The 26,933-nt window shown below is 65.3% G+C and carries 22 protein-coding genes; 15 read left to right on the forward strand and 7 right to left on the reverse strand.

Going from position 1 to position 26,933, the window contains the following annotated elements:
* The first annotated feature begins 7 nt into the window (after nt 1-7).
* The 9 genes from ccmI (at nt 8) to AC1DYL_RS13175 (ending at nt 9,011) form a co-directional block, all read left to right on the forward strand.
* Entirely contained in the window at nt 8-1,075 is a 1,068-nt protein-coding gene (gene ccmI, locus AC1DYL_RS13135; protein ID WP_477173485.1) for a c-type cytochrome biogenesis protein CcmI, read from the forward strand.
* Nucleotides 1,072-1,515, forward strand: a complete 444-nt coding sequence (ccmE, locus tag AC1DYL_RS13140; RefSeq protein ID WP_477173486.1) for a cytochrome c maturation protein CcmE — start codon at nt 1,072-1,074, stop codon at nt 1,513-1,515. The genes ccmI and ccmE overlap by 4 nt, the downstream gene beginning before the upstream one ends.
* A 58-nt stretch (nt 1,516-1,573) precedes the next feature.
* Nucleotides 1,574-3,541, forward strand: a complete 1,968-nt coding sequence (locus tag AC1DYL_RS13145; RefSeq protein WP_477173487.1) for a heme lyase CcmF/NrfE family subunit — start codon at nt 1,574-1,576, stop codon at nt 3,539-3,541.
* Nucleotides 3,538-3,984: a cytochrome c-type biogenesis protein gene (locus AC1DYL_RS13150; RefSeq protein WP_477173488.1), complete on the forward strand. Its 447-nt coding sequence runs from the start codon at nt 3,538-3,540 to the stop codon at nt 3,982-3,984. The genes AC1DYL_RS13145 and AC1DYL_RS13150 overlap by 4 nt, the downstream gene beginning before the upstream one ends.
* Before the next feature lie 100 nt (nt 3,985-4,084).
* Complete coding sequence (locus AC1DYL_RS13155; protein WP_477173489.1) at nt 4,085-4,834, forward strand: sulfite exporter TauE/SafE family protein; 750 nt, start codon at nt 4,085-4,087, stop codon at nt 4,832-4,834.
* A 117-nt stretch (nt 4,835-4,951) separates the two neighbouring features.
* Complete coding sequence (locus AC1DYL_RS13160) at nt 4,952-6,508, forward strand: Do family serine endopeptidase (protein WP_477173490.1); 1,557 nt, start codon at nt 4,952-4,954, stop codon at nt 6,506-6,508.
* A gap of 128 nt (nt 6,509-6,636) precedes the next feature.
* Nucleotides 6,637-7,308 (forward strand): winged helix-turn-helix domain-containing protein, encoded by a 672-nt coding sequence (locus AC1DYL_RS13165; protein WP_477150221.1) that lies wholly within the window; start codon nt 6,637-6,639, stop codon nt 7,306-7,308.
* A 2-nt stretch (nt 7,309-7,310) separates the two neighbouring features.
* Nucleotides 7,311-8,720, forward strand: a complete 1,410-nt coding sequence (locus tag AC1DYL_RS13170) for a sensor histidine kinase (protein WP_477173491.1) — start codon at nt 7,311-7,313, stop codon at nt 8,718-8,720.
* Nucleotides 8,721-8,801: 81 nt separating this feature from the next.
* Entirely contained in the window at nt 8,802-9,011 is a 210-nt protein-coding gene (locus AC1DYL_RS13175) for a hypothetical protein (protein ID WP_477173492.1), read from the forward strand.
* Between the two features lie 376 nt (nt 9,012-9,387).
* Here AC1DYL_RS13175 and AC1DYL_RS13180 read toward each other — a convergent pair whose 3' ends face one another.
* Nucleotides 9,388-9,996: a hypothetical protein gene (locus tag AC1DYL_RS13180; protein WP_477173493.1), complete on the reverse strand. Its 609-nt coding sequence runs from the start codon at nt 9,994-9,996 to the stop codon at nt 9,388-9,390.
* 92 nt (nt 9,997-10,088) lie between these two features.
* On the opposite strand from AC1DYL_RS13180, the gene AC1DYL_RS13185 reads away from it, so the two are divergent.
* Nucleotides 10,089-12,857 (forward strand): bifunctional [glutamine synthetase] adenylyltransferase/[glutamine synthetase]-adenylyl-L-tyrosine phosphorylase, encoded by a 2,769-nt coding sequence (locus AC1DYL_RS13185; protein ID WP_477173494.1) that lies wholly within the window; start codon nt 10,089-10,091, stop codon nt 12,855-12,857.
* Between the two features lie 57 nt (nt 12,858-12,914).
* On the opposite strand, the gene AC1DYL_RS13190 is transcribed toward AC1DYL_RS13185, so the two are convergent.
* Nucleotides 12,915-13,340 (reverse strand): VOC family protein, encoded by a 426-nt coding sequence (locus AC1DYL_RS13190; protein WP_477173495.1) that lies wholly within the window; start codon nt 13,338-13,340, stop codon nt 12,915-12,917.
* Between the two features lie 71 nt (nt 13,341-13,411).
* Here AC1DYL_RS13190 and AC1DYL_RS13195 point away from each other — a divergent pair, with 71 nt between their 5' ends.
* A complete protein-coding gene (locus AC1DYL_RS13195; RefSeq protein ID WP_477173496.1) occupies nt 13,412-14,116 on the forward strand; it encodes a helix-turn-helix transcriptional regulator in 705 nt (234 codons plus the stop codon).
* A gap of 14 nt (nt 14,117-14,130) precedes the next feature.
* Here AC1DYL_RS13195 and AC1DYL_RS13200 read toward each other — a convergent pair whose 3' ends face one another.
* From AC1DYL_RS13200 to pepN, 5 genes are all read right to left on the reverse strand, one after another.
* A complete protein-coding gene (locus tag AC1DYL_RS13200) occupies nt 14,131-14,637 on the reverse strand; it encodes a hypothetical protein (RefSeq protein WP_477173497.1) in 507 nt (168 codons plus the stop codon).
* Nucleotides 14,638-14,942: 305 nt separating this feature from the next.
* Complete coding sequence (locus AC1DYL_RS13205; RefSeq protein WP_477173498.1) at nt 14,943-15,239, reverse strand: hypothetical protein; 297 nt, start codon at nt 15,237-15,239, stop codon at nt 14,943-14,945.
* A 400-nt stretch (nt 15,240-15,639) separates the two neighbouring features.
* Complete coding sequence (locus tag AC1DYL_RS13210) at nt 15,640-16,008, reverse strand: hypothetical protein (RefSeq protein WP_477173499.1); 369 nt, start codon at nt 16,006-16,008, stop codon at nt 15,640-15,642.
* A 110-nt stretch (nt 16,009-16,118) separates the two neighbouring features.
* A complete protein-coding gene (locus AC1DYL_RS13215; protein ID WP_477173500.1) occupies nt 16,119-17,375 on the reverse strand; it encodes a sensor histidine kinase in 1,257 nt (418 codons plus the stop codon).
* A 179-nt stretch (nt 17,376-17,554) separates the two neighbouring features.
* Nucleotides 17,555-20,194 (reverse strand): aminopeptidase N, encoded by a 2,640-nt coding sequence (gene pepN / locus AC1DYL_RS13220; RefSeq protein ID WP_477173501.1) that lies wholly within the window; start codon nt 20,192-20,194, stop codon nt 17,555-17,557.
* Nucleotides 20,195-20,511: 317 nt separating this feature from the next.
* On the opposite strand from pepN, the gene AC1DYL_RS13225 reads away from it, so the two are divergent.
* The 4 genes from AC1DYL_RS13225 to AC1DYL_RS13240 all read left to right on the forward strand — a co-directional run bounded on the left by AC1DYL_RS13225 (nt 20,512) and on the right by AC1DYL_RS13240 (nt 26,933).
* The gene (locus AC1DYL_RS13225) at nt 20,512-22,362 is read left to right on the forward strand and encodes an ABC transporter ATP-binding protein (protein WP_477173744.1); all 1,851 of its coding nucleotides are present in this window, start codon (nt 20,512-20,514) and stop codon (nt 22,360-22,362) included.
* Between the two features lie 188 nt (nt 22,363-22,550).
* Nucleotides 22,551-24,419: an ABC transporter ATP-binding protein gene (locus AC1DYL_RS13230; RefSeq protein ID WP_477150232.1), complete on the forward strand. Its 1,869-nt coding sequence runs from the start codon at nt 22,551-22,553 to the stop codon at nt 24,417-24,419.
* A 111-nt stretch (nt 24,420-24,530) separates the two neighbouring features.
* Nucleotides 24,531-24,944 (forward strand): cupin domain-containing protein, encoded by a 414-nt coding sequence (locus tag AC1DYL_RS13235; protein ID WP_477173502.1) that lies wholly within the window; start codon nt 24,531-24,533, stop codon nt 24,942-24,944.
* A 120-nt stretch (nt 24,945-25,064) separates the two neighbouring features.
* Nucleotides 25,065-26,933 carry an ABC transporter ATP-binding protein gene (locus AC1DYL_RS13240; RefSeq protein WP_477173503.1) on the forward strand — a complete coding sequence of 623 codons (1,869 nt, stop codon included), beginning with the start codon at nt 25,065-25,067 and terminating at the stop codon, nt 26,931-26,933.

Here is a 26,933-nt window from a genome sequence, read left to right on the forward strand (position 1 = left end):
CCTGCACATGATATTTTGGTCGCTCGCTTTTGTGGTCACAGCCATAGCCTGCGCCGCCCTCTATTATGCGGGGGCCGGGCGGAGGGTCAACGCGACTGCCGCTGTTGTAGACAGCCCTGAGGTCGCGCACCTGAAGCTGCAGCTGAGGGAAATCGAGTCGGACCTGGCGCTCGGGCGGCTCGGGCCGGCTGAGGGCGTGGCCGCGAAAGGTGAACTAGCGCGTGAACTGATGCGGCTGAAGGGGACGACCAAGCCTCTGACCGACACCGGATCGCGGCGCGGCATCGTGGCGGGTGCAGCGGTGGCGACCGCATTGCTGGCCTTCGGCGTCTATAGCGCGCTTGGCCGGCCGGACCTGCCGGCACAGCCGCTGACCGAGCGCAAGGACGTGCCGCCTCCAGAGATGACGCTCGACGACGCGATCGCTCGCATCGAGGCGCAACTCAAGGCCAAGCCCGACGATCTGCGGGGCTGGAGCGTGATCGCGCCAGCCTACATGCAACTGGGGCGCTTTGCCGATGCGGCAGCGGCACTGCGCAAGGTGATCGAGCTCGATGGGCCGACCGCGGATCGCGAGACCGACCTGGGCGAGGCGCTGATGATGGCCAAGGACGGCGACGCCAGCGGCGAGCCGTTGGAGTTGTTCCGCAGCGCGTCGAACCGCGACGTGAAGCACGTGCGCTCGCGCTACTACCTCGCCAGCGAAGCGACGCGCGCGGGCGACTTCGCCAACGCCAAGGCCCAGTGGCAAGCGCTGCTGAAGCTGAGCACCGGTGGCGAAAGCTGGGTCGCCAATGCCGAGGCCGGACTGGCAGCGGCCGAGGCGGGGCTTGGCGGCGACATGCCTGCCAATGCCGACGTCGCCGGCATGGTCGAGGGGTTGTCGAAGCGTCTGATGCAGAGCGGCGGCACGATCGATGAATGGACGCGCCTGGTGCGCTCGCGGCTGGTGCTGGGGCAGACCGAGGCGGCACAACTGGCCTATGATGCGGCCCGCAAGGCCTATCCCGATGCGGGCGCTCGCGCGGAACTCGATGTTCTCGCAGCGGATAATGGATTGGTAGCAAGCAATTGACTCGCAAGCAGAAACGTCTCGCCATCATCGGCGGCCTCGGGGCCGTTCTGGTCGTTGCGGCGACGCTGATCTTCGTGGCTCTGCGCGACCAGATCGTGTTCTTCTATTCGCCGAGCGAAGTGAAGGAACGGTCGATCGCCGTCGGCACGCCGATCCGTTTGGGCGGACTCGTCAAGGAAGGCACCTGGAAGAAGACCGGCGAAACGTCGGACTTCGTGGTGACCGACGGTGAGACCGAGATGCCGGCGCATTATGTGGGGCTGCTGCCCGACCTGTTCCGCGAGGGGCAGGGCGTGGTGATCGAGGGCAGCGTTACGTCCGAGGGGACGTTCGCCGCGACCAACGTGCTGGCCAAGCACGACGAGAATTACATGCCCAAGGAGCTGGTCGAGGAGTTGAAGAAGCGCGGCGAGTGGCAGCGCGAGGGGGCTCCGCTGTGAGGATGTTTTTGGCATCGGGGCTGAAAGATACCGCACCAGCGCCTATCGGGGGTGCTCGATGAGCATCGAACTCGGCCATTTCGCCCTCGTTCTCGCCTTCGCCATCTCGGCGATCTCGGCGACCATCGGGCTGGTGTTCTGGAAGCGCGAGGCGCTGGCCGGGTATCTGCAGCAGGGGGCGATCCTGCAGTTCCTGCTGGTTGCGGCGGCGTTCGCGGCGTTGGTCCAGGCGTTCGTCACCTCGGATTTCTCGCTGAAGCTCGCTTATGAGCACGCCAATTCGGCGCAGCCGCTGATCTTCAAGATCACCGCCGTGTGGGGAAACCACGAAGGCTCGATGATCCTGTGGGTGCTGATCCTCGTGATCATGGGCGCTGCCGTCGCGGCTTTTGGGCGCAACCTGCCCAAGGATCTGCTGACGCTGGTGCTGGCGGTGCAGAGCCTGATCGCGGCGGCGTTCACGGGGTTCACGCTGTTCACCTCGAACCCGTTCCTCAGGCTCTCGCCGGCGCCGTTCGAGGGGCAGGATCTCAACCCGATCCTGCAGGATATCGGTCTCGCGGTGCATCCGCCGCTGCTCTACATGGGCTATGTCGGCTTCTCGGTCTGCTTCAGCTTCGCCATGGCGGCGTTGATCTCGGGCCGGATCGATGCGGCATGGGCGCGCTGGGTGCGGCCGTGGACGCTGGTGAGCTGGTGCTTCCTGACGCTCGGGATCGCGATGGGCTCGTACTGGGCCTATTACGAGCTCGGCTGGGGCGGCTGGTGGTTCTGGGACCCGGTGGAGAACGCCAGCTTCATGCCGTGGCTCGCCGGCACCGCGCTGCTGCATTCGGCGCTGGTGATGGAGAAGCGCAACGCGCTGAAGATCTGGACCATCTTTCTCGCCATCATCACCTTTTCGCTGAGTCTCCTCGGCACCTTCATGGTGCGCTCGGGCATTCTCACCTCGGTGCACACCTTCGCCTCCGATCCGACGCGCGGCATGGTGATCCTGGCGCTGCTCGCGGCGTTTATCGGCGGGGCATTCTCGCTCTTCGCCTTCCGCGCTTCGACGCTGCGGCATGGCGGGCTGTTTGCGCCGATCAGCCGCGAGGGGGCGCTGATCCTCAACAACCTGTTCCTCGCCTCGGCCACCGTGGCGGTGCTGGTGGGGACGCTCTATCCGTTGCTGCTCGATGCGCTGGCGGGCGAGACCATTTCGGTGGGCGCGCCGTTCTTCAACCTGACCTTCGGGGTGATCATGGCGCCGCTGCTGATCATCCTGCCGTTCGGGCCGTTCCTTGCGTGGAAGCGCGGCGACCTGATCGCGGTGACGCAGCGGCTGGCGGGAGCAGCCGGATTGGCGCTGTTCGCGGCGATCCTCTGCTTTGCTCTTGGTGGAGCCGAGGTATCGCTGGCGCCGCTGGGGCTGCTGCTCGGATTCTGGGTGGCGTTCGGGGCACTGGCCGAGCTGGTCGACCGGGCGAAGTTCTTCCGCACGGACGTCTTGACCTCGTTCAAGCGGCTGTTCGGCCTGCCGCGCACCGCGTGGTCGACGGCGATCGCGCATTTCGGCATTGGCGTCACGGTGATCGGCATCGTCGCGGCGAGCGCCTGGGGCACCGAGCTGGTGACCACCGTGGTGCCGGGGCAGGGCGTGGTGATTTCCGACCACCAGGTGACGTTCGACGGCATGCAGCACGTTGAGGGGCCGAACTACGTCTCCGATACCGGGCGCTTTTCGATCCGGGCGCCGGGCGGCGGGGTGCGCGAGGCGCTGGCCGAGCGGCGCGTCTACAATGCCAGCGGCCAGCCGACCACCGAGGCGGCCATCGAGACCTATGGCTTCAGCCAGCTGTACCTGCAACTGGGCGAGCCGCAGCCCGACGGCAAGTCGGTGGTGCGGCTGTGGTTCAAGCCCTACGTGACGCTGATCTGGCTCGGGTGCCTCTTGATGGCCGGCGCCGGCTTCTTGTCGCTGAGCTATCGCCGGCTGCGCATCGGCGCACCAAAACCCGCCGCGCAGCGGGTGGCAGCCGAATGAGGGCGATCCTCGCGCTAGTGATGCTGGCGTTGCTGAGCGTTCCGGCACTGGCCGTGCGGCCGGATGAGCTGTTGTCGGACCCGGTGCTCGAGGCGCGGGCCCGGACGATCTCCGAGGGCCTGAGGTGCCTCGTCTGCCAGAACCAGTCGATCGATGATTCCGATGCGGACCTCGCGCATGACCTGCGCGTGCTGGTGCGCGAGCGGCTGACCGCCGGGGATACCGACGACCAGGTGCGGGCTTATCTCGTGGCGCGGTACGGCGAGTATGTGCTGCTGAACCCGGTGATGGCGCCGCACACGATCTTGCTGTGGGTCGCAGCGCCGGTGGTGCTGGTGATCGGCGGGATCGCGGTGTTCATCGGCGCGCGACGGAAACGGGTGGCGGGGCAGGCGGCGCTGACCGAGGATGAGGCGAAGGCGATCGAGGAGCTGGAGCGGTAGGCACGATGCTGCCGCAGTCGCCTTCTCCCACACGGGGAGAAGGCGCTGTGGAGAGCTCGGGGTCGGTGACGACTCGGTCCGCGACCGGTAGTCCTCTTTCGTGTCCCTCACCGACCTGCTCCCCGCCGATCTCCCCCTCACTACCGCCCTCGCGCTCTTCGCACTGAGCTTCATCACCTCGCTCATCACCGCGACCTTCTCGCTCGGCGGCGGCACGCTGATGGTGGCCGTGCTCGCACTCGTCTTCCCTCCGACCGTCGTCGTGCCGCTGCATGGCGCCATCCAGCTTGGCTCGAATGCCGGGCGGGCGGTGGTGCAGCGAGGGCATATCCAGTGGCCGCTGGTGCTGTGGTTGTCGCTGGGCGGAGTGATCGGCACCGTTGTCGGCGGGCAGTTCGCCAGCCTGTTGCCGGCGACGGCGCTGCAGGTGGCCATCGCGGCGTTCGTGTTGCTGACCACCTGGCTGCCGCAGCCGAAGGTCGTCGGGAAGTCCCGCGTGGCACAGGTGATCGGCGGTGCGGTGATTGCGGCGGTGTCGATGGTGGTCGGGGCCACCGGGCCGCTGGTGGCGGTGTTCATCAAGGGGTTGGCGGACCGGCGGCAGTTGGTTGCGACTCACGCCATGTTGATGACGCTGCAGAACAGCTTCAAAGTCGTCATGTTCGTGCTGCTTGGCTTCGCGTTCGCGGCCTATCTGCCGCTGATCCTGGCGATGATCCTTTCCGGCTTCGCCGGCACGGCGATCGGCAGCCGGCTGCTTGTGAAGGTGCCGGAGGCGGCATTTCGCTGGGGTTTCAAGATCGTGCTGACGCTGGTGGCGCTCGACCTGCTGCGCGAGGCGCTGCTCTGAGCGCGGCCTCCGCCGGGCTGAACATTACCGATTATTAACACCCGGGTCACGGTGCAGAAAGGCGGCCGGCTCCATATGTCTGGCCCATAAATGAGTGCCTGACTGAAGGAGATCATCATGCCCTCGACTAACTCTTCCCGCGCTCGCCGCTGGATCGGGGCCTCGGCTCTGGCGATCCTCGCCGGTATCGGCGGCGGCACCGCATTCGTGGCGGCGACCGCACCTTCCACCGCCCAGAGCGCCAAGCTCCTGCCAGCCGCGCAGATCACCCCTCCGGCCGTGACCAACGCGCCGAACTTCGCCGATCTGGTCGAAGCCGTGAAGCCGGCGGTGGTTTCGATCATCGTCGAAGGCGGCGAGAAGCAGGATACGCGCCAGCTGCAGCGCGGTGGTCCGCAGTTCAAGTTCGATTTCCCCGATCTGCCCGATGACCATCCGTTCAAGGACTTCATGGACCAGTTTGGCCAGCAGTTCGGCCAGGAGGGCGGGCAGGGCTCCGGCCAGCCGCAGCCGCCGCGCAAGTTCATGGCAGCCGGTTCGGGCTTCGCCATTTCCGCTGACGGCTACATCGTCACCAACAACCACGTCGTCGAGAACGCCGACAAGGTGACCGTGGTGTTCGACGACGGCAAGGAAATGACCGCCAAGGTCATCGGCACCGATGAGAAGACTGACCTCGCCGTGGTGAAGGTCGAGGGTGCGACCGACCTGCCGTTCGTCAAGCTGTCGGAAACCGAAGTGCGCGTCGGCGAATGGGTCGTCGCGGTCGGTAACCCGTTCGGCCTCGGCGGCACCGTGACCGCCGGTATCGTTTCGGCTCGTGGCCGCGATATCGCCGGCTCGGCCTACGGCGATTTCCTCCAGATCGACGCGGCGGTGAACACCGGTAACTCGGGTGGCCCGGACTTCAACATGAACGGCGAAGTGGTTGGCGTGAACACCGCCATCTTCTCCCCCAACGGCGGCAACGTCGGTATCGCCTTCGCGATCCCGGCCAGCGTCGTGAAGCAAGTGACCGGCCAGCTGATCCAGAGCGGCACCGTGACCCGTGGCTTCCTCGGCGTCGGCATTCAGGATGTCACCAGCGACATCGCCGACAGCGTGGGCCTCAAGGATGCGGCTGGTGCTCTCGTCACCGAGCCCTCCAAGGACAGCCCGGCCGACAAGGCCGGCGTGAAGTCCGGCGACGTGATCACTGCGGTTGACGGCCAGTCGGTCAGCAACGCGCTCGATCTGAGCCGCACCATTGCCGGCAAGAACCCGGGCACGGCAGTCGAACTGTCGATCTGGCGCGACGGCAAGGAGCAGAAGATCTCGGTGACGCTCGGCAAGCTCGACGAAGCTGCCGCTCCGACTGAAGAGCAGCAGCAGGCGCCTGCCGAAGAGCCCGCCGCTCCGGCTCCGACCAGTGTCGGCCTGACGCTGGTGCCGAACTCGGGTGGCGAAGGCCTGCTGATCCAGGACGTCGATCCGAACTCGCCGGCCGCCGAGAAGGGCTTCGCCGTGGGCGACACCATCCTCGAGGTCAACAACCAGGCGGTGAAGTCGGTCGAGGACTTCGAGAAGGCCATCACGGCCGTCAAGGATGCGGGCCGCAGCACGGCCCTGGTGAAGGCGCAGCGCGACGGCAACACCCGGTTCATCGGGCTGCCGATCACTGAAGCCAAGTCGTAATCACACTACCGGGCCCCGGAGCACTCGTTCCGGGGCCCTTTTTCCCTTACGTCCTCCTCGCAAAGACCGGGATCCGCAAGGGTTCCGGTCTTTGCCGGAATGACGCAGAATAGCGCAGGGCTAGCGACATGAAGATTCTGCTGATCGAAGACGACCGCGAGGCGGCGAGCTACCTGATCCAGGCGCTCGACGAGGCGGGCCATATCGCCCACCACGCCAGCGACGGCGAAACCGGCTACGCCATGGCGTCGTCGATGGACTATGACGTGCTGGTGGTCGACCGCATGCTGCCGCGCCGCGACGGGCTGTCGATCATCGAGAGCTTGCGCGCCGAGGACAACCAGACGCCGGTCCTGATCCTGTCGGCGCTGGGCGAGGTGGACGACCGGGTGACCGGGCTCCGCGCCGGTGGCGACGACTACCTGGTCAAGCCCTACGCCTTCACTGAACTGCTGGCGCGCATCGAAGTCCTGGCACGGCGCTCGTCGCCGGCCGAGGCGGCGACGAGCTTCGAAGTCGGCGGGCTGGCGCTCGATCGGTTGAGCCGCAAGGTGGAGCGCGATGGCGAGCAGATCCTGCTGCAGCCGCGCGAGTTCCGGCTGCTCGAGTACCTTATGAAGAACGCCGGCAAGGTGGTGACACGCACCATGCTGCTGGAGAATGTCTGGGACTATCACTTCGACCCCCAGACCAATGTCATCGACGTGCACATGTCGCGGCTGCGCGCCAAGATCGACAAGGGCCACGCCAACCCGCTGCTGCACACCATCCGCGGCGCGGGCTACATGATCCGCGACTGACCATGTTCAGGCTGGCCCAGCTCTGGCGCACGACCACTGTGCGCCTCACCGCGCTGTTCATGCTGATCTTCGTGATCTTCGCGGTGGTGCTGCTGGGGCTGATCACCTGGCAGACCTCGGTGCAGTTGCAGCGCCAGCAGACCGACGCGATCGATCGCGAGGTGGGCCAGTTCAAGCGCCTCGACAGCGAAGCGGGATTCCGGGGCACCATCGTCGCCGTGCAGCGGCTGGCGAGCCAGCCCGGGCCGGGAATCTACTTCCTCGCCGACCCCTCGGGGCAGCTGATCGTCGGCAATGTCACCGACCTGCCCCCCGAAGTGCTGGCCGAGCCCGGCACCTACAGCTTCAACTATTCCAAGCCGCGGCCGTTCGACGATCCGGATGCCGAGGACGCCGCATCGCCGCAGCGCCAGGGCTACGCCATGGTGCGCTCCGAGAAGCTGACCAGCGGGCTGATCCTCGTGGTCGGGCGCGACGTGGTGGAGCGGCGCGGCTTTACCGCCATCGTGCTGCAATGGTTCGCGGTCGGCGCCGGAGGCATCCTGCTATTCTCGCTGGTGGCCGGCGTCGTGACCGCAGTGCGCGTGCTGCGCCGCATCGACACCATCTCCTCGACCTCCAACAAGATCATGTCCGGCAACCTCAGTGAGCGCGTGCCGGTGACCAAGCGCAACGACGAGTTCGACGCGCTCGCCACCAACCTCAACCTCATGCTCGACCGCATCGAACAGCTGATGCAGGGGATGAAGGAGGTGACGGACAATGTGGCCCACGACCTGAAGACGCCACTGACCCGGCTGCGCAACAAGGCGGAGTCGGCGCTGCGCGAGGGGCAGGGCGAGGAGACGCGCAAGGAAGCGCTCGAGACCACGATCGAGGAGAGCGACAAGCTCATCAAGACCTTCAACGCGCTGCTGATGATCGCCCGCGCCGAGGCGGGGACACCGTCCGGGGCCCTGAGCGAGATCGACCTGAGCGCCGTTTTGGTCGACGTCGCCGAGCTCTACGGGCCTCTTGCCGAGGAAGAGGGGCTGACCCTGGAGACCGACATTCCGGACGGAGTGAAGATCAACGGCAACCGCGAGCTGCTGGGGCAGGCGCTGGTCAATCTGATCGAGAACGCGCTGAAATACTACGAGCCGGAAGAAGGCAAGGCCGGACGGATCAAGGTGAGCCTCAAGCGGGAGCCGGGCCGGGTGCGCATCGAGGTGGCGGACAACGGGCCGGGCATCGCTGCCGAGGACCGGGGCCGGGTGGTCGAGCGCTTCGTGCGGCTGGAGAAAAGCCGGACCGAGGCGGGATCCGGATTGGGGTTGTCGCTGGTGGCGGCAGTGGCGCAACTGCACAAGGGCGAGCTCCGGCTGGAGGATAACGCTCCGGGTGTGCGGGCAGTGATTGATCTGCCGGCCTAGTGCGCCCGCGCTACGAAACTATGCGCAAATTGCTGGCGGCGCGTAAGCAAATGGAGACCGGCACCGTGGCATGAGGCGGCTATGACCACGTTCATAGTCCATCTGCCGGCAACCGATTTTCACCGGCTGTCCATGTTCGACCAGGCATCGGTCGAGCGGGTACATGTCCCACAACTCGTCAGCCTGAGGCCGGATCGCAGGATCACGCTTGTCCGCACGACCTTCCGTACGGTCGGCAAGCTGTCCAAGATGTTTCCCGACTGGCAGTTCCAGGCGCTGCTCGGCGGCTAGTGCGCGGTCTGGACCGAGGTCTCGCCGATGCCGGGGTGATCTGCCGCTACGCCGCTGGCAGTAGTTTCAACAGACCGCTAGGAACCTGCGTCCCGCCGTCATGCGGGAAATGTTTCAAGTCTGTCGGCTGATCCGAGGGGCCGTAGTATTCGTAGTCTGTGCCGCTGACTTCGATCTCCAGCGCACCCCCGTCCGGCGCCTCCCACGCCAACGAGACGGTCGGCCAATAGCTACGGCCAACTTCGTTCGGAGGCCGGCTACGTCCCTCGGCCGCTGTGACAAGCAGATCGACAGCTCGCCAGATGGTGGCTGGAATATTGGGCTCAGCGGCAGCCAGTGCTGACAACTGCTCTCGCGTGAGCTCCCACGAGGCCATTCAATGCGCCGTCTGTACCGAGGTCTCGCCGATGCCGATGCCGGCGACTTTGCCGCTCTTGATCACGTAGCCGATGTACTGCGCGATATCGGAGTAGCCGCCCGGGCGGTCGGCGCGGTAGGCGATCTTGCCGCCTGAAGCGGCGCCGAACGTTGCCTTGAGGTCGGCGGTCGAGGCGCCGAGGCCGGGGATGCCGAAGGACGGAACCGCGAAGCCGGCGGGAGCGGCGTCGCAGCCGGCGGCGGGTTTCTTCGCGGCTTCCGCGGCCACCATCATCACGAACTCGAAGCCGCCCAGCGCGTTCGAGATGAACCACACATTAGCGCCGTCGGTGCCGTAGCAGAGCCAATCGGCCCGGCCGGCCCCGTCACCCTCGTGCTGGATGGTGCCGCCGAAGGCCTTCTGCACATCCTTGAGCTTGGTGCGCTGCAGCTGAACGGTCAGCTTGCCCACGCCGATTGCCTTCACCGGCGGCTTCTCGAGGTTGGCCTTGGCGAAGTTGAAGCTGTTGCCGAAGATCGCTTCGCCCATGCCACCCAGGGAGGCGGCGGAAGCGGGGACGACACTCAGGGTGAGGGCGGCGACGAGGGCGGCAAGCTTGCGGGACATCGGGAGCTCATGGGATTTCGCTGGCGCGGGAACATAGCGATGCCGATGGCGAAATCCAGTGACATTTGGGCGGGGCTTGATATCGAACGGGGATGAAAGTCGCGCTCGAAACCCTGTTGTCGTCCGCCCCCTACCTTAGGGATCTCGCCGAACGCCACGCCGACTGGTTCGCCGCGGCGCGGAAACTGTCGCCGGACGTCGCGTTGGCGGCGGTGCTCGATCAGGTGACGAAGGCCGGGCAATCGGCCGCTACCGAGGACGAAATCGGCCGGGAATTGCGCATCGCCAAGGGGCGCGTGGCGCTGCTGGCCGCAGTGTCCGAGGTCGAGGGGCGCTGGACCACGGCGCAATCGACAGCGGCGCTGTCCGACCTCGCCGATGCTGCACTCGATGCGGGGCTCGAGGTGCTGCTGCGGCTGGCGTCGGCGCGCGGGCTGATCGAGGCGACGGCAGCGAACTGCGGGCTGGCGCTGTTCGCGCTCGGCAAGCACGGCGGGCGCGAGCTCAACTATTCGAGCGACATCGATATCGTGGCGTTCTTCGATCCCGAGAAGGGCGCGGTGACGGAGCGGGGCGAGGAGACGAAGTTCTTCACGCGTATTGTTCAGCGGCTTGCCTCGTTGATGCAGGACCGCACCGCGCATGGCTACGTGTTCCGCACCGACCTTCGGCTGCGGCCCGACCCCGGCGCGACGCCGGTTGCGCTGCCGACCGAGGCCGCGCTCGCCTATTACGAGAGCCGTGGGCAGAACTGGGAGCGGGCGGCCTGGATCAAGGCGCGGCCCTGCGCTGGGGATAAGGCGGTGGGCGAGCGGTTCTTGAAGGACCTCGCGCCGTACGTGTGGCGCAAGCACCTCGACTTCGCGACCATCGCGGATATCCAGGCAATGAAGCGCCAGATCAACATCACCAAGAACGTCGGCGATGCGCGCGTGGCCGGGCACAACGTCAAGCTCGGGCTGGGCGGCATCCGCGAGATCGAGTTCTTCACCCAGACGCAGCAACTGATCGCCGGCGGGCGCGACCAGACGCTCAGGGTGCGGCCGACTGCCGAGGCGCTCAAGGCATTGGCGGCAGCGAACTGGATCTCGAAGCGGGCGGCCACCGACCTCACCCGCATCTACTGGTTCCTGCGCGGCGTCGAGAACCGTCTGCAGATGCTGCGCGACGAGCAGACCCATGTAATGCCCGAGGCGGAAGCCGACATCGCGGTGATTGGCACGCTGATGGGCGAGAAGGATCTGCCAGCGTTCGAAACGGTTTACCGGGCGGCGTTGAATCAGGTTGTGGGCTACTACTCGGACCTGTTCGCCGAGGGCGAGAGCCTTGCGGCGGGTGGCGGCAACCTGGTGTTCACCGGCTCGGACGACGACCCGGAGACCATCGAGACACTGTCGGGGATGGGCTTCAAGCAGCCCTCCAAAGCCATCGAGACGGTGAAGAAATGGCACTACGGCAGCTACGCCGCGACCCGCGCTTCGGCCGCCCGGGCGCATCTGACCGAGCTGCTGCCGGCGCTGCTCTCGACCATTTCGGGCGCCGGCAACCCGGATGAGGCGCTGGGGCGCTTCGACAACTTCCTGTCCCGGTTGCCCTCTGGCGTGCAGCTCTTCGCGCTGCTGCGCAACCACGAGAACCTCCGCAGCCTCCTCGTCGCGCTGATGGCCTCGGCGCCGCGCATGGCCGACGCGGTGATCCACCGCGCGCATGTGATGGACGGGCTGATCGATCCGGCCTTCGCCGACGACGTGCGGCGGCGCGAGACGCTGCTGGCCAAGATCGAGGCGTTCTTCGCCGATGCGCGCGACTACCAGGACGTGATCGACCGGGCCCGCATCATCGGCCAGGAGCAGATGTTCCTGATCGCGGCGGGACTGCTCGCCGGCTCGATGGATGCGGCGCGGGCAGGGGAGCAGTTCACGACGCTCGCCGAGGCGCTGCTGACCCGGCTGTTCGACGCGGTGCGGCGCGAATTCGAAAAGCGCCACGGCGTGGTGCCCGGGGCGCGGGTGGCATTGCTGGCCTTCGGCAAGATGGCGAGCCGCGAGATGACGGCACGCTCCGACCTCGATTTCATCATGCTCTATGACGCGAGCGGCGAGGAATCGAACGGCGAGAAGCCGCTGGCGGCGAGCCAGTATTACGCCCGGCTGACGCAGCGGCTGCTGGCGGCGCTGAGCGCCCCGACCTCAGAGGGTGTGCTCTACGAGGCCGACATGCGGCTCAGGCCGTCGGGCAACGCCGGGCCCCTGGCCACCAGCCTTTCGGGCTTCATCCAGTATCACCACGAGAGCGCCTGGACCTGGGAGCACCTGGCGCTGAGCCGGGCGCGCTTCGTCTACGCCGACGGCGAACTCGGCGCCAAGGTGGATGCAACGGTGGCGGAAATCCTGTCGCGGCCGCGTGAGGTGGCAAAGACCATCGACGATGTGCTGGCGATGCGGGCGCTGATGAGCAAGGAACGGCCGCCGCGGCACGCCTTCGACCTGAAGCTGGCGCCGGGCGGACTGGTCGACCTCGAGTTCATCGCCCAATCGGCCCAACTGGTGGCGGGAGACACCGTCGCGGCGCCCCAGGCCACCACCGGCGTGGTGCTGCGGCGGCTGGCCGAGACTGGGCTGGTCCCCGCAGGGCTGCGGCTGGCCGAGATCCTCGAACTCTATTCGACCGTGCTGCAGGTGATGAGCGCCGCGCTGGCCGACCCGTTCAAGGACGAGGGCTGGACCGAAGCCTTCCGCGAACTGCTGGCGCAGCGAACGAACACGCCGAACTTCGAGCGGCTGGCGTCAGATGTGCGCGAGATGGAGGCTGAAGTAAGCGCGGCGGCTGAAGGCTGGTACGCTCGGGCCGAGCGGATGTAGCCCTCACGGGTGCCGGGTAGCGGGCAGGGGAGTGGCCTCCCGTGCCCGCGCCCACAATCATGCCGCGGTGTATGCGACCTCCACGTCCAGCACCCAGGTAACGCCGAAGCGGTCCTTGAGCATGCCGTAGAGCGGCGACCAGCCGGCGGGGGCGAGTTGCTGGAGGATGGTGGCGCCGTCGGAGAGCTTTTCCCAGTAGCGGCTGATCTCGTCCGCGCCGTCGCCGCGGATCGAGACGAAGAACGGGATTTCGCCCGGGTTCCACGACAGGCGCGACGGCACGTCGTAGGCCATGATGCGGAAGCCGCTCTCGGCGGCGACCTGGCCCCACATCACCTGATCGGCCTCTGCCGGGTTCTGTACCGCTCCAGCATCCCTGTAGGTGATCAGTGCCTGATCGCCACCGAAGACGGAGTGGTAGAACGCCAGCGCGGCGCGGGCATCGCCCCGGAAGTTTAGGTGGGTCGTGGCTTTGAGGGTCATGGTGGCTCCTTCTGAGTTTGGCCTGAAGCTGCTATACGCCACAGCAACTGCCACTTTCTGTCAGTTGGATGATGGCCCGACCCGACCGGCTTTTCCGGCTCCTGCAGGCGATGCGCGTCATGCCCGCGCCGATCACCGCGACCCGTCTCGCCGACGAGATGGGCGTATCGCTGCGCTCGCTCTATCGCGATATCGACAGCCTGCGGGCCGCCGGCGCCCGGATCGAGGGCGAGCGGGGCTATGGCTATCGGCTGATCGAGGACTATGCGCTGCCGCCGCAGACCTTCGATCGGGCGGAAATCGAGGCGCTGGCATTGGGCCTGGCGCAGGTGAAGCTGATGGGCGATCCGGACCTGGCGAAGGCCGCCACCGCGGTGCTGGCCAAGGTCGCGGCGACGCTACCCGATGACGGCGAGCAGCATCTGTTCCACGCTATCTCGCAGGTCTATCGCCCCGAGGTGCGCCATGCTTCGGCCCTGGACATGAACCTGATCCGGCAGGCCTGCTGGCGCGAACAAGCTCTGACCATCCGCTATGCCGATCAGGGCCACGCGGTGACGGAGCGCACCATCCTGCCGCTGGCTGTCGTCTACACAGACCGGACGCTGACGGTGCTCGCCTGGTGCTGCCTGCGCGAGGCGTTCCGCATGTTCCGGTCGGATCGGATCACGGAGCTGCAGATGGCGGGGACCAGCTTTCGGCCACGGCGCGCGGCCTTGCTGCGGGACTACCTGACGGAGTTGCGGGCGCGCGAGACAGGGCCGGCAACTGCCTGATCTTGCCGATGCCGCTACTTCGGCAGCGCCGCGATGCACTCCTCCAGCGGGCCGCTGGCCTCGTGTGAACCCGAGAGGTCGACGGCGAGCTGGCCGGCGCTGTCCGGCAAGGTCAGGACCAATGTACGGGCCAGCTTGATCGGGCCAACGAGCTCCGCCGGCGCTACCTTCGGGGCGACCGTTACCATGCTCAACCCGTCGACAATCTCGACCTTGCCGCTGAGCTCGGTCCACTGCGCCGGCTGGATGTCTAGTGTAAGGCCCTTGAGTGAAGTGGCCGCCGGAATGCTGGCGTCGGCGGCGGTGACTTGCAGCCGGGGCGTCAGCTGCCGCTGGTTCTCACCATTGAGCGAACTGAAGACGGTCAGCAGGAACTTCGGCTGCTGCGGGGTGGCGGGCGAGCGCAGGGTGCAGGTTCCGCCCGCCAGCCATGACGGAGGAGGTGCCTCCTGGGCCATGACGGCCCCAAGGCCGGCGCAGGTCATGGCGATGGCCGCAAGCAGGGTGTGGGTTGGCCTCATAATAGTCTCCAAATGCAGACAATCCGGCGGTGCCCTGTTCCACTATCTAGCCTCTATCCATCGGTCATGTCGACCGGTGGCAGAAATGACTTCGTGTTCAGTGTAAAGCATACCGAACAATCGCCGAATGCGTGCGGCCAAATCTTCGCGAATTTGTATTGCCAGCGATCTTGTCGGCGGAGATCGGCGTGGGAACTAACCTATGCGGTACGGGCGCCCCTAGGCGGCGTTCGCATTTTCCTCCGCCAGCATCGAGGGAGGTGCCGCATCGAGGAGGCGGCACCAACCGGGACGCACCCGCTTCATCACTGCTTGCAGTGGCCCGGGTTGCCTGTGCAGGTGGTAACGGGGTCGTTGCTGAGGTTACCTTGCCCGGTCGTCGTATCCTGCGTCGCCGTGCCGTTGGCGTTTCCGTTAACGTCCTTGGTGGTCACGGGGTACGTACAGGTAGAGTCGGGCCCGTTCTTGGTGTAGGTGCCGCCGTCGGCCTCGCACGCCGTTGATGATCCAGACGCCAGAGCGCTGCTGGTGCCGATCGGCAGGCCACCGCCGAGCAACGCGATCGTCGCTGCCGCGGCCATGACCATAGTGTATCTACGCATGATTTCTCTCCTTTGCTCGTCGCCAGAGCCGATCCACTACTCCGCAAGCAGTCGTCCACCTCTGGCAGTGGCCGGAAGCACAGTGCGGCGTAGAATCACGCACGTTCCGCCAATGCAGGACGGCCGGGTCGGTTGGGATGAGAGAAAAAGTTGGGCAATATGCTCTGCAGATAGAGGGTACACAGACGCTCTCGCAGACGCAGCGAGCCATTCCCCGAATAGGAGACGCACTAACAAGACATACTCAATAGTCGAACACCCTACCCGGGGCGCCATACGCTGACCTGGCTAGATTTTAGCCAAATTGTACTGTGCGCCGACGGATGCTCGATCGCAATAGGCGAGAGATAATGTGATCGCTGGCGTGAATTCGATGTCCTCAGTCGCGCCCGACCCGCTCTTACCGTACCTTCTCCTCGAACTTTTGCAGCGGCAGCTTGAGACCGGGCTTAGGCACGCTGGATGTGCTCTGCGGTGGATTGGCGGGCGGGGCGACGCACTTTCGGCCGGTCCAGATGCCTCCGGACTTGTGACAGCAGTAGCGAATGTGCTCGACGTAGTCAGACGTCAGCACATCGATCTTGTCGTACGGCATCTTGATGCAGCTGTCGTATTCCCCGATGTCCCAGGTGTCGTTATTGGATTCGGCAATTGCGGGTGCCGACCAAGAGAGGCCGAGCGCGAGCGTCGCGGACAACAGCACGGGCCATAGCGCCCTCAGGGCGCATGCCGCGTTGAGACGATGGGTGAGCGTGCTGGTGGCAGACATGGCGATCTCCCTAACTCTGCCGAGTGGGTCCGCCACATGCCGATTATCCTGCTGGAGCGGGGCCGAGTCCAGCCAAATGCATGGCGGCCTCCCTGAGGAGGAGTTTGGCACTAAGCCGCCTTCGCGCCTTCCTCGGCCAGCAGCGGCAAGCTCACCGCTACGGTTGTACCCAGCCCCTGCCGGCTGTCGATGGCCAGATGCCCACCGCTGAGCTCCGCTATCGCCCGCGCAATCGCGATCCCCAGCCCGGCGCCTTCGCGGTCTCGCGTCAGTGCAGCGTCGCCGAACACGAAGGGCTGCGAAAGTGTATCCAGCCGGTCCTGGGTCATGCCGATGCCGGTGTCGGTGATTTCGAGGACGACGCCGTCGGCGGCGGCGTAGGCGGCTAGGGTGACTTTGCCGCCGCGGGGGGTGAAGCGGACGGCGTTTTCGACGAGGTTGGACATCATGCGTTCGATCGCGAAGCGGTCGGCGGTGAGGTAGGCGGTGCACGGGCCGCCGAGGCCGAAGGTGACGCCCGCCTGCTGCGCCTGGCTGGCGAAGCGCCGGAACACCCCGACCAGCAACTCGTCGGCGGTGAAGCGGTCGGACTTCAGTTCGCGTCGGCCGCCTTCGAGTTCGGCGAGTTCGAGGATAGAGCCGAAGAAGCCGAGCAGGCGTTCGCCGGAGCTTTTCACCGCCTCGACATAGCTCACGTATTTGGGGTCGCCGAGCGGCCCATAGGGCTGCTGGCGCAGCATGTCCGCGAAGCCGATGATGTGGTTGAGCGGGGTGCGGATATCGTGGCTGAGGTGGGCGAGGAAGCTGGTCTTGGAGCGGCTGGCGGCTTCGGCGCGCAGCTTTTCCTCGTGATAGCGGCGGGCCAGCAGGCGTTGCTCTTCGCGGATCGAGGTGAGCAGCTGGTTGGTGCGGCGGCTCTCGGTGACGTCCATCACCAGGGTGACGAAGCCGGAGCCTTCGAGCGGGCGCTCTTCGATGAGGAGGGTGGAGCCGTCCTCGCGGTGGAGTTCGAGCAGCCGGTTCTCCCAGTCCTCGCGGACCGATTGCATGTAGCCGCCCTGGGCGAGGCTCTTGACCACCTCATGGTAGGCGGAGCCGGAGGGGAGCGCCTCATGCGTCACGCCGAGCCGTTCGGCGAAGCGGCCGTTGCTGGCGATGAGCCGGGCGTCGGCGCCCCAGCAGGCGACGCCGAACGGCAGCGTTTCGATCAAAGCAGCGTAGCCGCTGGTCGCATCGCGACCAGTCAAACGGGTGAGCAACCACTCCAGCACGCCGACCGCGGTACGACGCAGCCAGCTGCTTCGCACCATGCCGTCAGGCGCACGGAATCGCTTCGCCTCGTCGCCGGATTGCTCCGTCGGCCGCATCAAGTTCTCCGTCTATGTGATTGGGACGACCCAGTGATTTGCCCCGGTGAAGGGACTTTGAATCCGCTTCGCCGTCACTGTCCAGAGGGGTTTCTGAACGGGCGGCGGCGAAGCGCAAAATCATGAGTCGGCTGAATCACTTAGCGCCGAAGAAAAATTCTTCTAGCGCTAAGGTTCTGTTAACCAGCCAGGGTACGCTCGAGGATATCGGCGGTGTTGCGGCTGAGAGTGCCGGATTCCTGAAGCGATTTCAGCGCTTTCTCGGCTTCGCTTCGACGTACGGATTCGTAGCTACGCCATACGCGGAAGGCCGTAAGCACGCGCGCCGCGACCTGCGGATTGCGCTTGTCGACGTCGCCCACGAACTCGGCGAGGAAGCGGAAGCCGGCGCCGTCCTTGCGGGCGAACTGCGTCGGGTTGTTCATGCCGAACGTCGCCATCAGCGCCCGCAGCCGGTTGGGGTTGTTCTGCGGGAAATCCGGCGAGGCGAGGATCGCCTTGATGCGACCGAGCGCGGCATCATCGGAAGCCAGCGCATTGAGCGACAGCCACTTGTCGAGCACCAGCGGATCGGCGGTGAACTGCCGGTAGAAGTCCGACAGCAGCGCATCGGCGTCGGGCGTCCAGGACTGCACGACCGTGGAGAGCGCCGACAGCCGGTCGGTCATGTTGAGCGCCCGCTCATACTGCTCGCGCGCCAGCTGGTCGGCGCCCGTGGCCTTGCCCAGGACGAGCAGGCCGAGCGCCGTGTTCTTCATCGAACGGCGGCCGGTCTGCTGGAAATCCGGCGAGTAGGCGAGGCGGCTGTCATTAGTGAGGTAGACCTTCTCCAGCGTCGGGGCGAGGCGGGCGACCAGTGCCGTCACGAGGCCCGTCCGCACTTCGTGGATGCGGTCGGGATCGACATCGTGGCCGATCTCGCGGGCGATGGTCTGCTCGTTGGGCAGGACGAGCGCCAGCGCCTTATAGGCCGGGTCGAGTTCCTTCGAGGCCAGCGTCTCCTCGAGCGCATCGGCGATGGAGGCGACCTGCGTGTCGCTCCACGGCTTGCCGCCGACGGCAGCGACGAGAAGGCGCATCGAGACGTCCTGCAGCGCCTGCCAGCGGTTGAACGGATCGGCATCGTGCCGGGCGAGGAACAGCTGATCCGTCTCGCTAGCATTGCTGTTGAGCGCCACCGGGGCGGAGAAGCCCCGGAACAGCGATGGCACCGGGCGGTTGGGGATGCCGGTGAAGCTGACACTGATCTTGTTGGTGTCCATGACGATCAGGTCATCGCGCACTTCGCCGCCGGAGACCGAGGCCCAGCTCATCGGGCTGCCATTGGGGCCGATGAGGCCGAACTTGATCGGCAGCACCATCGGTTGCTTCTCGTCCTGGCCCGGCGTGGGCTTGTTCTCCTGCACGATGTCGAGCGTGTAGGTCTGCGTAGCCTGGTCGAACCGGTCGGTGACGGTGACTTCGGGGGTGCCGGCCTGCAGGTACCACTGCTGGAAGTGCTGCAGGTTCTGCCCCGAGGAGTCTTCGAACACCTTGATGAAGGCTTCGATCGTCGTGGCCTCGCCGTCATGGCGCTCGAAGTATAGGTCCATACCTCTACGGAAGCCGGCCTCGCCGAGCAGCGTCGCCAGCATGCGGACGATCTCGGCGCCCTTCTCGTAGATGGTCGCCGTGTAGAAGTTGTTGATCTCCTTGTAGCGATCCGGCCGCGGCGGATGGGCCAGCGGGCCGCCATCCTCGGGGAACTGCGTCTGGCGCAGCTGGCGCACGTCGTCGATGCGGTTCACCGGGCGCGAGCGCTCGTCCATCGAGAATTCCTGATCGCGGTAAACCGTCAGGCCTTCCTTGAGGCAGAGCTGGAACCAGTCGCGGCAAGTGATTCTGTCGCCGGTCCAATTGTGGAAATACTCGTGCGCGATGACGCTCTCGATGTTGATGTAGTCGGCGTCGGTGGCGCTCTCCGGCTTGGCGAACACCAGCTTGTCGTTGAAGATGTTGAGGCCCTTGTTCTCCATCGCGCCGAAGTTGAAATCGGAAACGGCGACGATGTTGAACACGTCGAGATCGTACTCTCGGCCGAAGCGGCGCTCGTCCCAGGCCATGGAGCGCTTCAGCGAATCCATGGCGTAGAGGCACTCGTTCTCCTTGCCGTGCGTGCAGTAGATGCCGAGCGCTACCTTGCGGCCCGACGAGGTCGTGAAGCTGTCATGGATCGAGCCGAGATCGCCGGCGACCATGGCGAAGAGATAGGCCGGCTTCGGGAACGGATCTTCCCACACGGCGAAATGCTTGCCGTCGGGCAGGGCGCCCTTCTCGACGAGGTTGCCGTTGGAGAGAAGGATCGGCGCCAGCACCTGGTCGGCGGTCATCCGCACCTTGAACGGCGCCAGCACGTCGGGACGATCGAGATAGTAGGTGATGCGGCGGAAGCCCTCGGGCTCGCACTGCGTGCACCAGGTGCCGTTGGAGCGATAGAACCCCATTAGCCGGATGTTCTTCTCTGGCTCGACCGCGACTTCCGTCTCGAGCACGAAGCGCTTGGTCGGCGGCTGGTGGATGGTGAGGCCGGTCGCCGTCGCCTCGTAGGCGGTGAGCGCCTGCGGCAGCCCGTCGATGGCGACGCTCCGCAGCGTCAGCTCCTCGCCGTCCAGCACCAGCGGCGTGCCGGGCAGGGTGTCGGCGCGCGGCACCAGCGTCAGCAGCGCCCGGATGACAGAGGTGTCGGGAGCGATCCGGACATCCAGTTCGACCTTCTCGATCGCGTAGGGCGTCTCGGCATAATCCTTGAGGAAGACCGTCTCTTCGTTCTCGCCGCGCATTAAATTCTCCGCAACATCAACTCGTTAACCAACTGTGGCGCAGGCGCAACAGCCGAATCCCATGGTTAGTGTATTCTGTGCGGCTGACAACCAGCCATTTGGACACGATCCTTGCCGATTTCGGCAGTATTGGGATTGGCGCCTGGCTGGCCCGCCAGCACGCACCTCCGTCACGCTATTGGCGCGACGCGTGCGTAATCCAGAATACAGAAGAGGGTAAAGCCCTCGGATGGCAAGAGCCGCTTGACCTCAACCTATGTTGAGGTCGTAGCCGTGCCGCCATCCTGACTAAGAGGGAGACGGTCGTGTTCGACAGAGTGTTCAAGTGGTTCGAGGATCGGCTCAATCCCTATCCGCTGGGCGAACCCGTGCAGCCGCCAAAGGGCCTCGTCGCCTTCTGCCTGCATTACTGCAAGGGCGCCAAGCGCTGGCTGATCGCCATGGCCGTGCTCGGCGCGGGCGTCGCGCTGGGCGAGATTCTGCTGTTCAGCTTCATGGGCTCGATCATCGATTGGCTCGGCACAGCCGATCGCGCCACGTTCCTCCAGACGGAGGGGTGGAAGCTCGCCCTGATGACGGTGCTGCTGTTGCTGGTGCTGCCGTCGCTGCAGATCTTCGACACGCTGATCATCCACCAGACGCTGATCGGCAACCTGCCGCAGCGCATCCGTTGGATGGCGCACCGGTACCTGCTGCGCCAGTCGATGAGCTACTTCCAGGACGAGTTCGCCGGCCGCATCGGCGCCAAGCTGATGCAGACCGCGCTCGCCGTGCGCGAAGTGGTGATGAAGCTGCTCGACGTCACGGTGTTCGTGGTCGTCTATTTCGCCGGCGCCGTGGTGCTGGCGGCGATGAGCGACCTCTGGCTCGCCGTGCCGTTCCTGGTCTGGCTCGTCGTCTACGTGTCGCTGCTGCGCTACTACGTCCCCCGCCTCGGCAAGGTCGCGGAAGTGCAGGCCGATGCCCGCTCGCTGATGACCGGGCGCATCGTCGACAGCTACACCAACATCGCGACGGTGAAGCTCTTCTCGCACTCGCACCGCGAGGAAGCCTATGCGCATGAGGCCATGGATCAGTTCATGGGCACCGTGCACAAGCAGATGCGGATGTTCGCGCTGCTGCAGATCGTCATCCCGCTGATGAACAACCTGCTGCTCTTCGCGGTGATGGCGGTGGGCATCAACCAGTGGCTGAACGGCTCGATGACGCCGGGCGCGATTGCGGTCGCCACGGCGCTGGTGCTGCGCTTCCAGGGCATGAGCCAGTGGGTCATGTGGGAGATGTCGCAGCTGTTCGAGAACATCGGCATCGTCCGCGATGGCATCAACTCGATCTCGCTGCCGCGCGTCGTCGCCGACCAGCCCGGCGCCAAGCCGATCGGCCCGGTGAAGGGCGATGTGCGCTTCGACGACGTGGGATTCCACTACGGCAAGGCGTCCGGCGTCATCGATCACCTCGACCTCAAGATCGCGCCCGGCGAGAAGATCGGTCTCGTCGGTCGTTCCGGTGCCGGTAAGTCGACCATCGTCAACCTGCTGCTGCGGTTCTACGACCGCGAGAGTGGGAAGATCACCATCGACGGCACCGACATCGCCACCGTGCAGCAGGATACGCTGCGCGAGCAGATCGGCGTGGTGACGCAGGATACATCGCTGCTGCACCGCTCGGTGCGTGAGAACATCCTCTATGGCCGCCCCGACGCGACCGAGGAGGAGATGCTCGCCGCGGCGCGGCTGGCCGAGGCCGATGCGTTCATCGAGGGGCTGGTCGATTTCAAGGGCCGCAAAGGCTACGACGCCCATGTCGGCGAGCGCGGCGTGAAGCTGAGCGGCGGGCAGCGGCAGCGTATCGCCATCGCCCGGGTGCTGTTGAAGAACGCGCCGATCCTGGTGCTCGACGAAGCGACGTCGGCGCTGGACTCCGAAGTCGAGGCCGCGATCCAGGGCCAGCTGCAACTGCTGATGCGCAACAAGACGGTGATCGCCATCGCGCACCGCCTCTCGACCATCGCGATGATGGACCGGCTGGTGGTGATCGACGAGGGCAAGATCGTCGAGCAGGGCACCCACGCCGAGCTGATCGCGCTGGGCGGCACCTACGCCAAGCTCTGGGCTCGCCAATCGGGCGGGTTCCTGGAGATGGACGTGCAGGAGGAGGCGGCCGAGTAGGCCGCCTCGCAACAGAGAACTTCAACCATCCCAAGGAGGGATCAAATGGAAACTCGTAACTTCATCGGACTCATCGACCTCAGCGCGGGCCCCAATGCCAGCTGGACCAAACTAAAGCGAAAACAATCTGTTAGAGCCCTGACCTGACTCAGTAAGTCGGATACCGGGCTCGGGAAAATGAGTTCAAAATGCTCAACCGAGTCATCGACTGGTTCAATGCCCGTTACTCTCCGGTAGCGTTGGCGAAAAATCCGCAGCCCCCGCAGGGCGTGCGCCAATTCATTACTTACTTCGTTGCCCAGTTCCGTGCGGCGTTCGCGCTGCGCATGGTGCTGGTCGCCATCGGCTCCATCGCCGACGCGATGATGCCGATCTTCGTCGGCCTGATCGTCGGCATGCTGGCGACAACGCCGCCGGGCGAAATGTTCACCCTCAACTGGCAGACCTTCCTGTGGATGATCGCGGTTGTCGTGCTCATCCGGCCGATCACCTTCGTCATCGATACGATGATCCGTAACCACGCGATCGTCCCCAGCCTCGTCAACGTCGTCCGCTGGCAGAGCCACTGGCACGTCATCCGGCAGAGCTGGACCTACTTCCAGAACGACTTCGCCGGCCGCATCGCCAACAAGATCATGCAGGCGGGCGAGGCGATCGAGACGGCGGTCAACTTAGCGATCGACGCCGCCTGGTATGCGGCGGTGTTTGTCGTTGTCGCGATCGTCGTGCTGGCCCGGCTCGACTGGGTGCTGCTGGTGCCGATCGCGGTCTGGATGCTGCTCTACGGCATCCTGTTCACGGTCACCATGCCGCTGATCGCCAAGCATTCCGAGGATCTCTCGGAGGCGAAGTCGGTGATGACCGGGCGCATCGTCGATAGCTACACTAACATCCACACGCTGAAGACGTTCTCGACCGACGGGCACGAGGACAAGTACGTGTCGGACTCGGTGCTGGAGCACACGGTCGAGTTCAGGAAGCTCATGCGGGTGTTCACCTACATGTGGTCGATCCTGTTCATCCTGAACGCCGGCCTCGTGGTGTCGATCACCTGGATCGCGCTCACCGGCTGGAACCAGGGCACGCTGAACGCGGCGGCCGTGGCAACCGCCATCCCCTTCGCGCTGCAGATCATGAACATGTCGGGCTGGATCCTCGAGATCGGCTCCAACATCTTCCGCCAGATCGGCACAGTGAAGGACTCGATGGACACCATCGCGCAGCCGATCACCATGATCGACAGCCCGACGGCGCCCAAGCTGCTGGTGAAGGCCGGCGACATCGCCTTCGACAACGTCAGCTTCAACTACTGGCGCGGCAAGGAAGGCACGGTGATGGAGAACTTCAACCTCCACATCAAGCCGGGCGAGAAGGTGGGTCTGGTTGGCCGTTCAGGCGCCGGCAAGTCGACGCTGGTGAACCTGCTGCTGCGTCTGTTCGACGTGGAAGCCGGCACCATCCGCATCGACGGACAGGACGTTCGCGAAGTGACGCAGGAGAGCGTCCGCGCCGCGATCGGCCTTGTCAGCCAGGACACCTCGCTGCTGCATCGCTCGGTGCGCGAGAACATCAAGTACGGCCGCCAGAGTGCGACCGACGAGGAGATGATCCGCGCTGCCGAACAGGCGAAGGTGGCCGACGTGATTGCCGGGTTGAAAGACCCGCGCGACCGCACCGGCTATGACGCCCATGTCGGCGAGCGGGGCGTCAAGCTCTCGGGTGGGCAGCGCCAGCGCGTCGCCATCGCCCGGGTGCTCTTGAAGAACGCCCCGATCCTGGTGCTCGACGAAGCGACTTCGGCCTTGGACTCCGAGGTCGAGGCAGCGATCCAGGAGCAGCTGGTGTCGCTGATGGCGGGCAAGACCGTGATCGCCATCGCGCATCGGCTGTCGACCATCGCCGCGATGGACCGGCTGGTGGTGCTCGAAAAGGGCCAGATCGTCGAGGAGGGCACGCACGCCGAACTGCTGGCGCGCGGCGGGCACTACGCCCAGCTCTGGGAACGCCAGTCCGGCGGGTTCCTGGATATGAAGGCCGAGGCGGAAGCCGCGGAGTAAGAATTGGGGGGCGGCGGACACTGGTCCGTCGCCCCTTGCCCTTGCCCTGGAAATATCGATAACTACTGGCTTCAGTATCGGAACCGTATTGTCCTCAACAGGGGGTAGTCGATGAGCGTCGGCGACGAGGGTCGGGCTTCTGTTGTTAAGGGGCAGAAGAGTGAAGCTGCTGTACAGGGCTCGGTATACGCCCCCGGGGTGAGTGCAGAGACTGTAGGTGCGAGGTCTTTGTTCCTGGGCGTCGTGACGTTGCCGCCCGGTAAGCGCACGAAAGCTCATGTGCATCAGTTCCACGAAACAGCAATGTACATGCTGTCCGGTGAGGCGGTGGACCTGTACTCCGGACCCAATCTCGAACATCATGAGCAGCCTAACATTGGCGACTACCTCTATATCCCCGCCAATGTACTGCATGTCGCCGTCAATCGCAGTTCGACCCCGGCCGTTTTCGTCGGTTCCCGTAACGAGGCAACCGTGAACGAGAGCGTGGTCCTGTTCCCTGAGATGGATGGCGTCGTTCCCTAGGCCCGTCCTCCGCAGTCGTGGCAATGTCCGTTCACCCGGAAACCTTTGAGTACAGGCTTTCCGAGATTTCATGTTCGCTCGGTTAGAATCCAAGCTATTGAGTGTTCGACGAGAACACCCATGAAACTGCTCGAACCCATTCACCGGCTGTTCGAAAACTGGATCGACCCGTTCGGGAAGTCCGGCGACCTGCGGCCGCCGGCGGTGACGTGGCAGTTCTTCTGGTTCTATATCTCGCAGGCAAAGCTGCCATTCCTGGCGCTGCTGGTGCTGGGCGGGGCGGTGGCGTTGGTCGAGGCGGCGCTGTTCTATTACGTCGGCCGCATCGTTGACATTCTCGATAGCTCCAACCAGGCCTCGGGGTGGGGCGGGCTGATCGCCGGCTTCGGGCCGGAACTGGTGTGGATGCTTGTGGTGACGCTGGGCGTCCGCTTCGTCATCACCTGGCTGTCGGCGACGGTGGAAGAGCAGACGGTCAACCTCGGATTCTACAACCTGGTGCGCTGGCAGGCTTACGCGCATGTCATCCGGCAGAACCTGACCTTCTTCCAGAACGATTTCGCCGGCTCGATCGCGTCGAAGGTCTGGCAGTCGGGCGGTGCGGTGGGCGACTTCATGGTCAGCCTGCTGCAGGTGGTGTGGTTCATCGGCATCTACACCGTGACCACCATCGTCTTGGTCGGTCAGCTCGACTGGCGGCTGGCGGCGGCGGTGCTGCTGTGGGTCGCGGCCTTCGCGGGGCTGGCGCGCTACTACGTGCCGCGTATGCGCAAACTCTCGGCCGGAGCGGCAGAGCAGGCCTCGGTGCTGACCGGGCGCATCGTCGACAGCTTCTCCAACATCCAGACGCTGAAACTGTTCGGTACTGCCGAGACCGACGACAAGTTCGTCAAAGGCGGGTTCGAGACCTTCATCGCGGCGATGACGAAACTGGCGCGTACCCTGGTGGGCGTGCGGACGGCGATGGGCATGCTGTCGGGCGTGGCGATCGCTGGCATCGCGGCGCTTTCGGTGCATTTGTGGACGGAAGGGCTGATCAGCGTCGGCGGCGTGGCCTTCACCACCGGCCTGATCCTTCGGCTATACAATCTGCTCGGCCGGCTGATGAACCAGCTTAACGGCCTGATGCGCAATTACGGCACGGCACAGAACTCGGCCGAGTTGATCGCGCGGCCGCTCGGGCTGGTCGATGCGCCGGATGCGAAGCCATTGGTGGTGACGAAAGCCGCCATCAGCTTCGACCGTGTGAGCTTCAAGTACGACAACGCGCTGCCGGTGATCGATGACCTGCAGCTTCAGATCAAGGCGGGCGAACGCGTCGGGCTGATCGGGCGTTCGGGCGCGGGCAAGTCCACCATCGTCAACCTGCTGCTGCGCTTCTACGACGTGCAGGGCGGCACGATCTCCATCGACGGGCAGGACATCGCGCAGGTCACCCAGGAGTCGCTGCGCGCCAATATCGGCGTGGTGACGCAGGACACCTCGCTGCTGCACCGCTCGATCCGCGCCAACCTCACCTATGGCCGGCCGGATGCCACCGACGACGAGATGTTCGCCGCGGCGGCATCGGCAGAGGCCGACGATTTCATCGAGCAACTGATCGACCAGAAGGGCCGCACCGCCTACGACGCCTTCGTCGGGGAGCGCGGCGTGAAGCTGAGCGGCGGGCAGCGCCAGCGCGTCGCCATCGCCCGCGTGCTGCTGAAGAATGCGCCGATCCTGGTGCTCGACGAGGCGACCTCGGCGCTCGACAGCGAAGTCGAGGCGGCGATCCAGAGTCAGCTGAAGACGCTGATGGACGGCAAGACCGTGCTGGCGATCGCGCACCGGCTCTCGACCATCGCTGAAATGGACCGGCTGATCGTGCTGGAGCAGGGTCGGATCGTCGAGCAGGGCACGCACGCCGAGCTGCTGGCGACGGGCGGGCACTACGCTTCGCTGTGGGCCCGGCAGTCGGGCGGGTTCCTGGATCTCAAGGCGGCGGAGTAA

Source organism: Devosia sp. P1_H9 (genome assembly GCF_056405135.1).

What these genes read in the sequence shown, in the direction of transcription:
- ccmI (WP_477173485.1), top strand. Translation starts at nt 8, where the DNA reads ATGATATTTTGGTCGCTCGCTTTTGTGGTCACAGCCATAGCCTGCGCC.
- AC1DYL_RS13145 (WP_477173487.1), top strand. Translation starts at nt 1,574, where the DNA reads ATGAGCATCGAACTCGGCCATTTCGCCCTCGTTCTCGCCTTCGCCATC.
- AC1DYL_RS13150 (WP_477173488.1), top strand. Translation starts at nt 3,538, where the DNA reads ATGAGGGCGATCCTCGCGCTAGTGATGCTGGCGTTGCTGAGCGTTCCG.
- AC1DYL_RS13160 (WP_477173490.1), top strand. Translation starts at nt 4,952, where the DNA reads ATGCCCTCGACTAACTCTTCCCGCGCTCGCCGCTGGATCGGGGCCTCG.
- AC1DYL_RS13165 (WP_477150221.1), top strand. Translation starts at nt 6,637, where the DNA reads ATGAAGATTCTGCTGATCGAAGACGACCGCGAGGCGGCGAGCTACCTG.
- AC1DYL_RS13170 (WP_477173491.1), top strand. Translation starts at nt 7,311, where the DNA reads ATGTTCAGGCTGGCCCAGCTCTGGCGCACGACCACTGTGCGCCTCACC.
- AC1DYL_RS13175 (WP_477173492.1), top strand. Translation starts at nt 8,802, where the DNA reads ATGACCACGTTCATAGTCCATCTGCCGGCAACCGATTTTCACCGGCTG.
- AC1DYL_RS13180 (WP_477173493.1), bottom strand. Translation starts at nt 9,996, where the DNA reads ATGTCCCGCAAGCTTGCCGCCCTCGTCGCCGCCCTCACCCTGAGTGTC.
- AC1DYL_RS13185 (WP_477173494.1), top strand. Translation starts at nt 10,089, where the DNA reads ATGAAAGTCGCGCTCGAAACCCTGTTGTCGTCCGCCCCCTACCTTAGG.
- AC1DYL_RS13190 (WP_477173495.1), bottom strand. Translation starts at nt 13,340, where the DNA reads ATGACCCTCAAAGCCACGACCCACCTAAACTTCCGGGGCGATGCCCGC.
- AC1DYL_RS13195 (WP_477173496.1), top strand. Translation starts at nt 13,412, where the DNA reads ATGGCCCGACCCGACCGGCTTTTCCGGCTCCTGCAGGCGATGCGCGTC.
- AC1DYL_RS13200 (WP_477173497.1), bottom strand. Translation starts at nt 14,637, where the DNA reads ATGAGGCCAACCCACACCCTGCTTGCGGCCATCGCCATGACCTGCGCC.
- AC1DYL_RS13205 (WP_477173498.1), bottom strand. Translation starts at nt 15,239, where the DNA reads ATGCGTAGATACACTATGGTCATGGCCGCGGCAGCGACGATCGCGTTG.
- AC1DYL_RS13210 (WP_477173499.1), bottom strand. Translation starts at nt 16,008, where the DNA reads ATGTCTGCCACCAGCACGCTCACCCATCGTCTCAACGCGGCATGCGCC.
- AC1DYL_RS13215 (WP_477173500.1), bottom strand. Translation starts at nt 17,375, where the DNA reads ATGCGGCCGACGGAGCAATCCGGCGACGAGGCGAAGCGATTCCGTGCG.
- pepN (WP_477173501.1), bottom strand. Translation starts at nt 20,194, where the DNA reads ATGCGCGGCGAGAACGAAGAGACGGTCTTCCTCAAGGATTATGCCGAG.
- AC1DYL_RS13230 (WP_477150232.1), top strand. Translation starts at nt 22,551, where the DNA reads ATGCTCAACCGAGTCATCGACTGGTTCAATGCCCGTTACTCTCCGGTA.
- AC1DYL_RS13235 (WP_477173502.1), top strand. Translation starts at nt 24,531, where the DNA reads ATGAGCGTCGGCGACGAGGGTCGGGCTTCTGTTGTTAAGGGGCAGAAG.
- AC1DYL_RS13240 (WP_477173503.1), top strand. Translation starts at nt 25,065, where the DNA reads ATGAAACTGCTCGAACCCATTCACCGGCTGTTCGAAAACTGGATCGAC.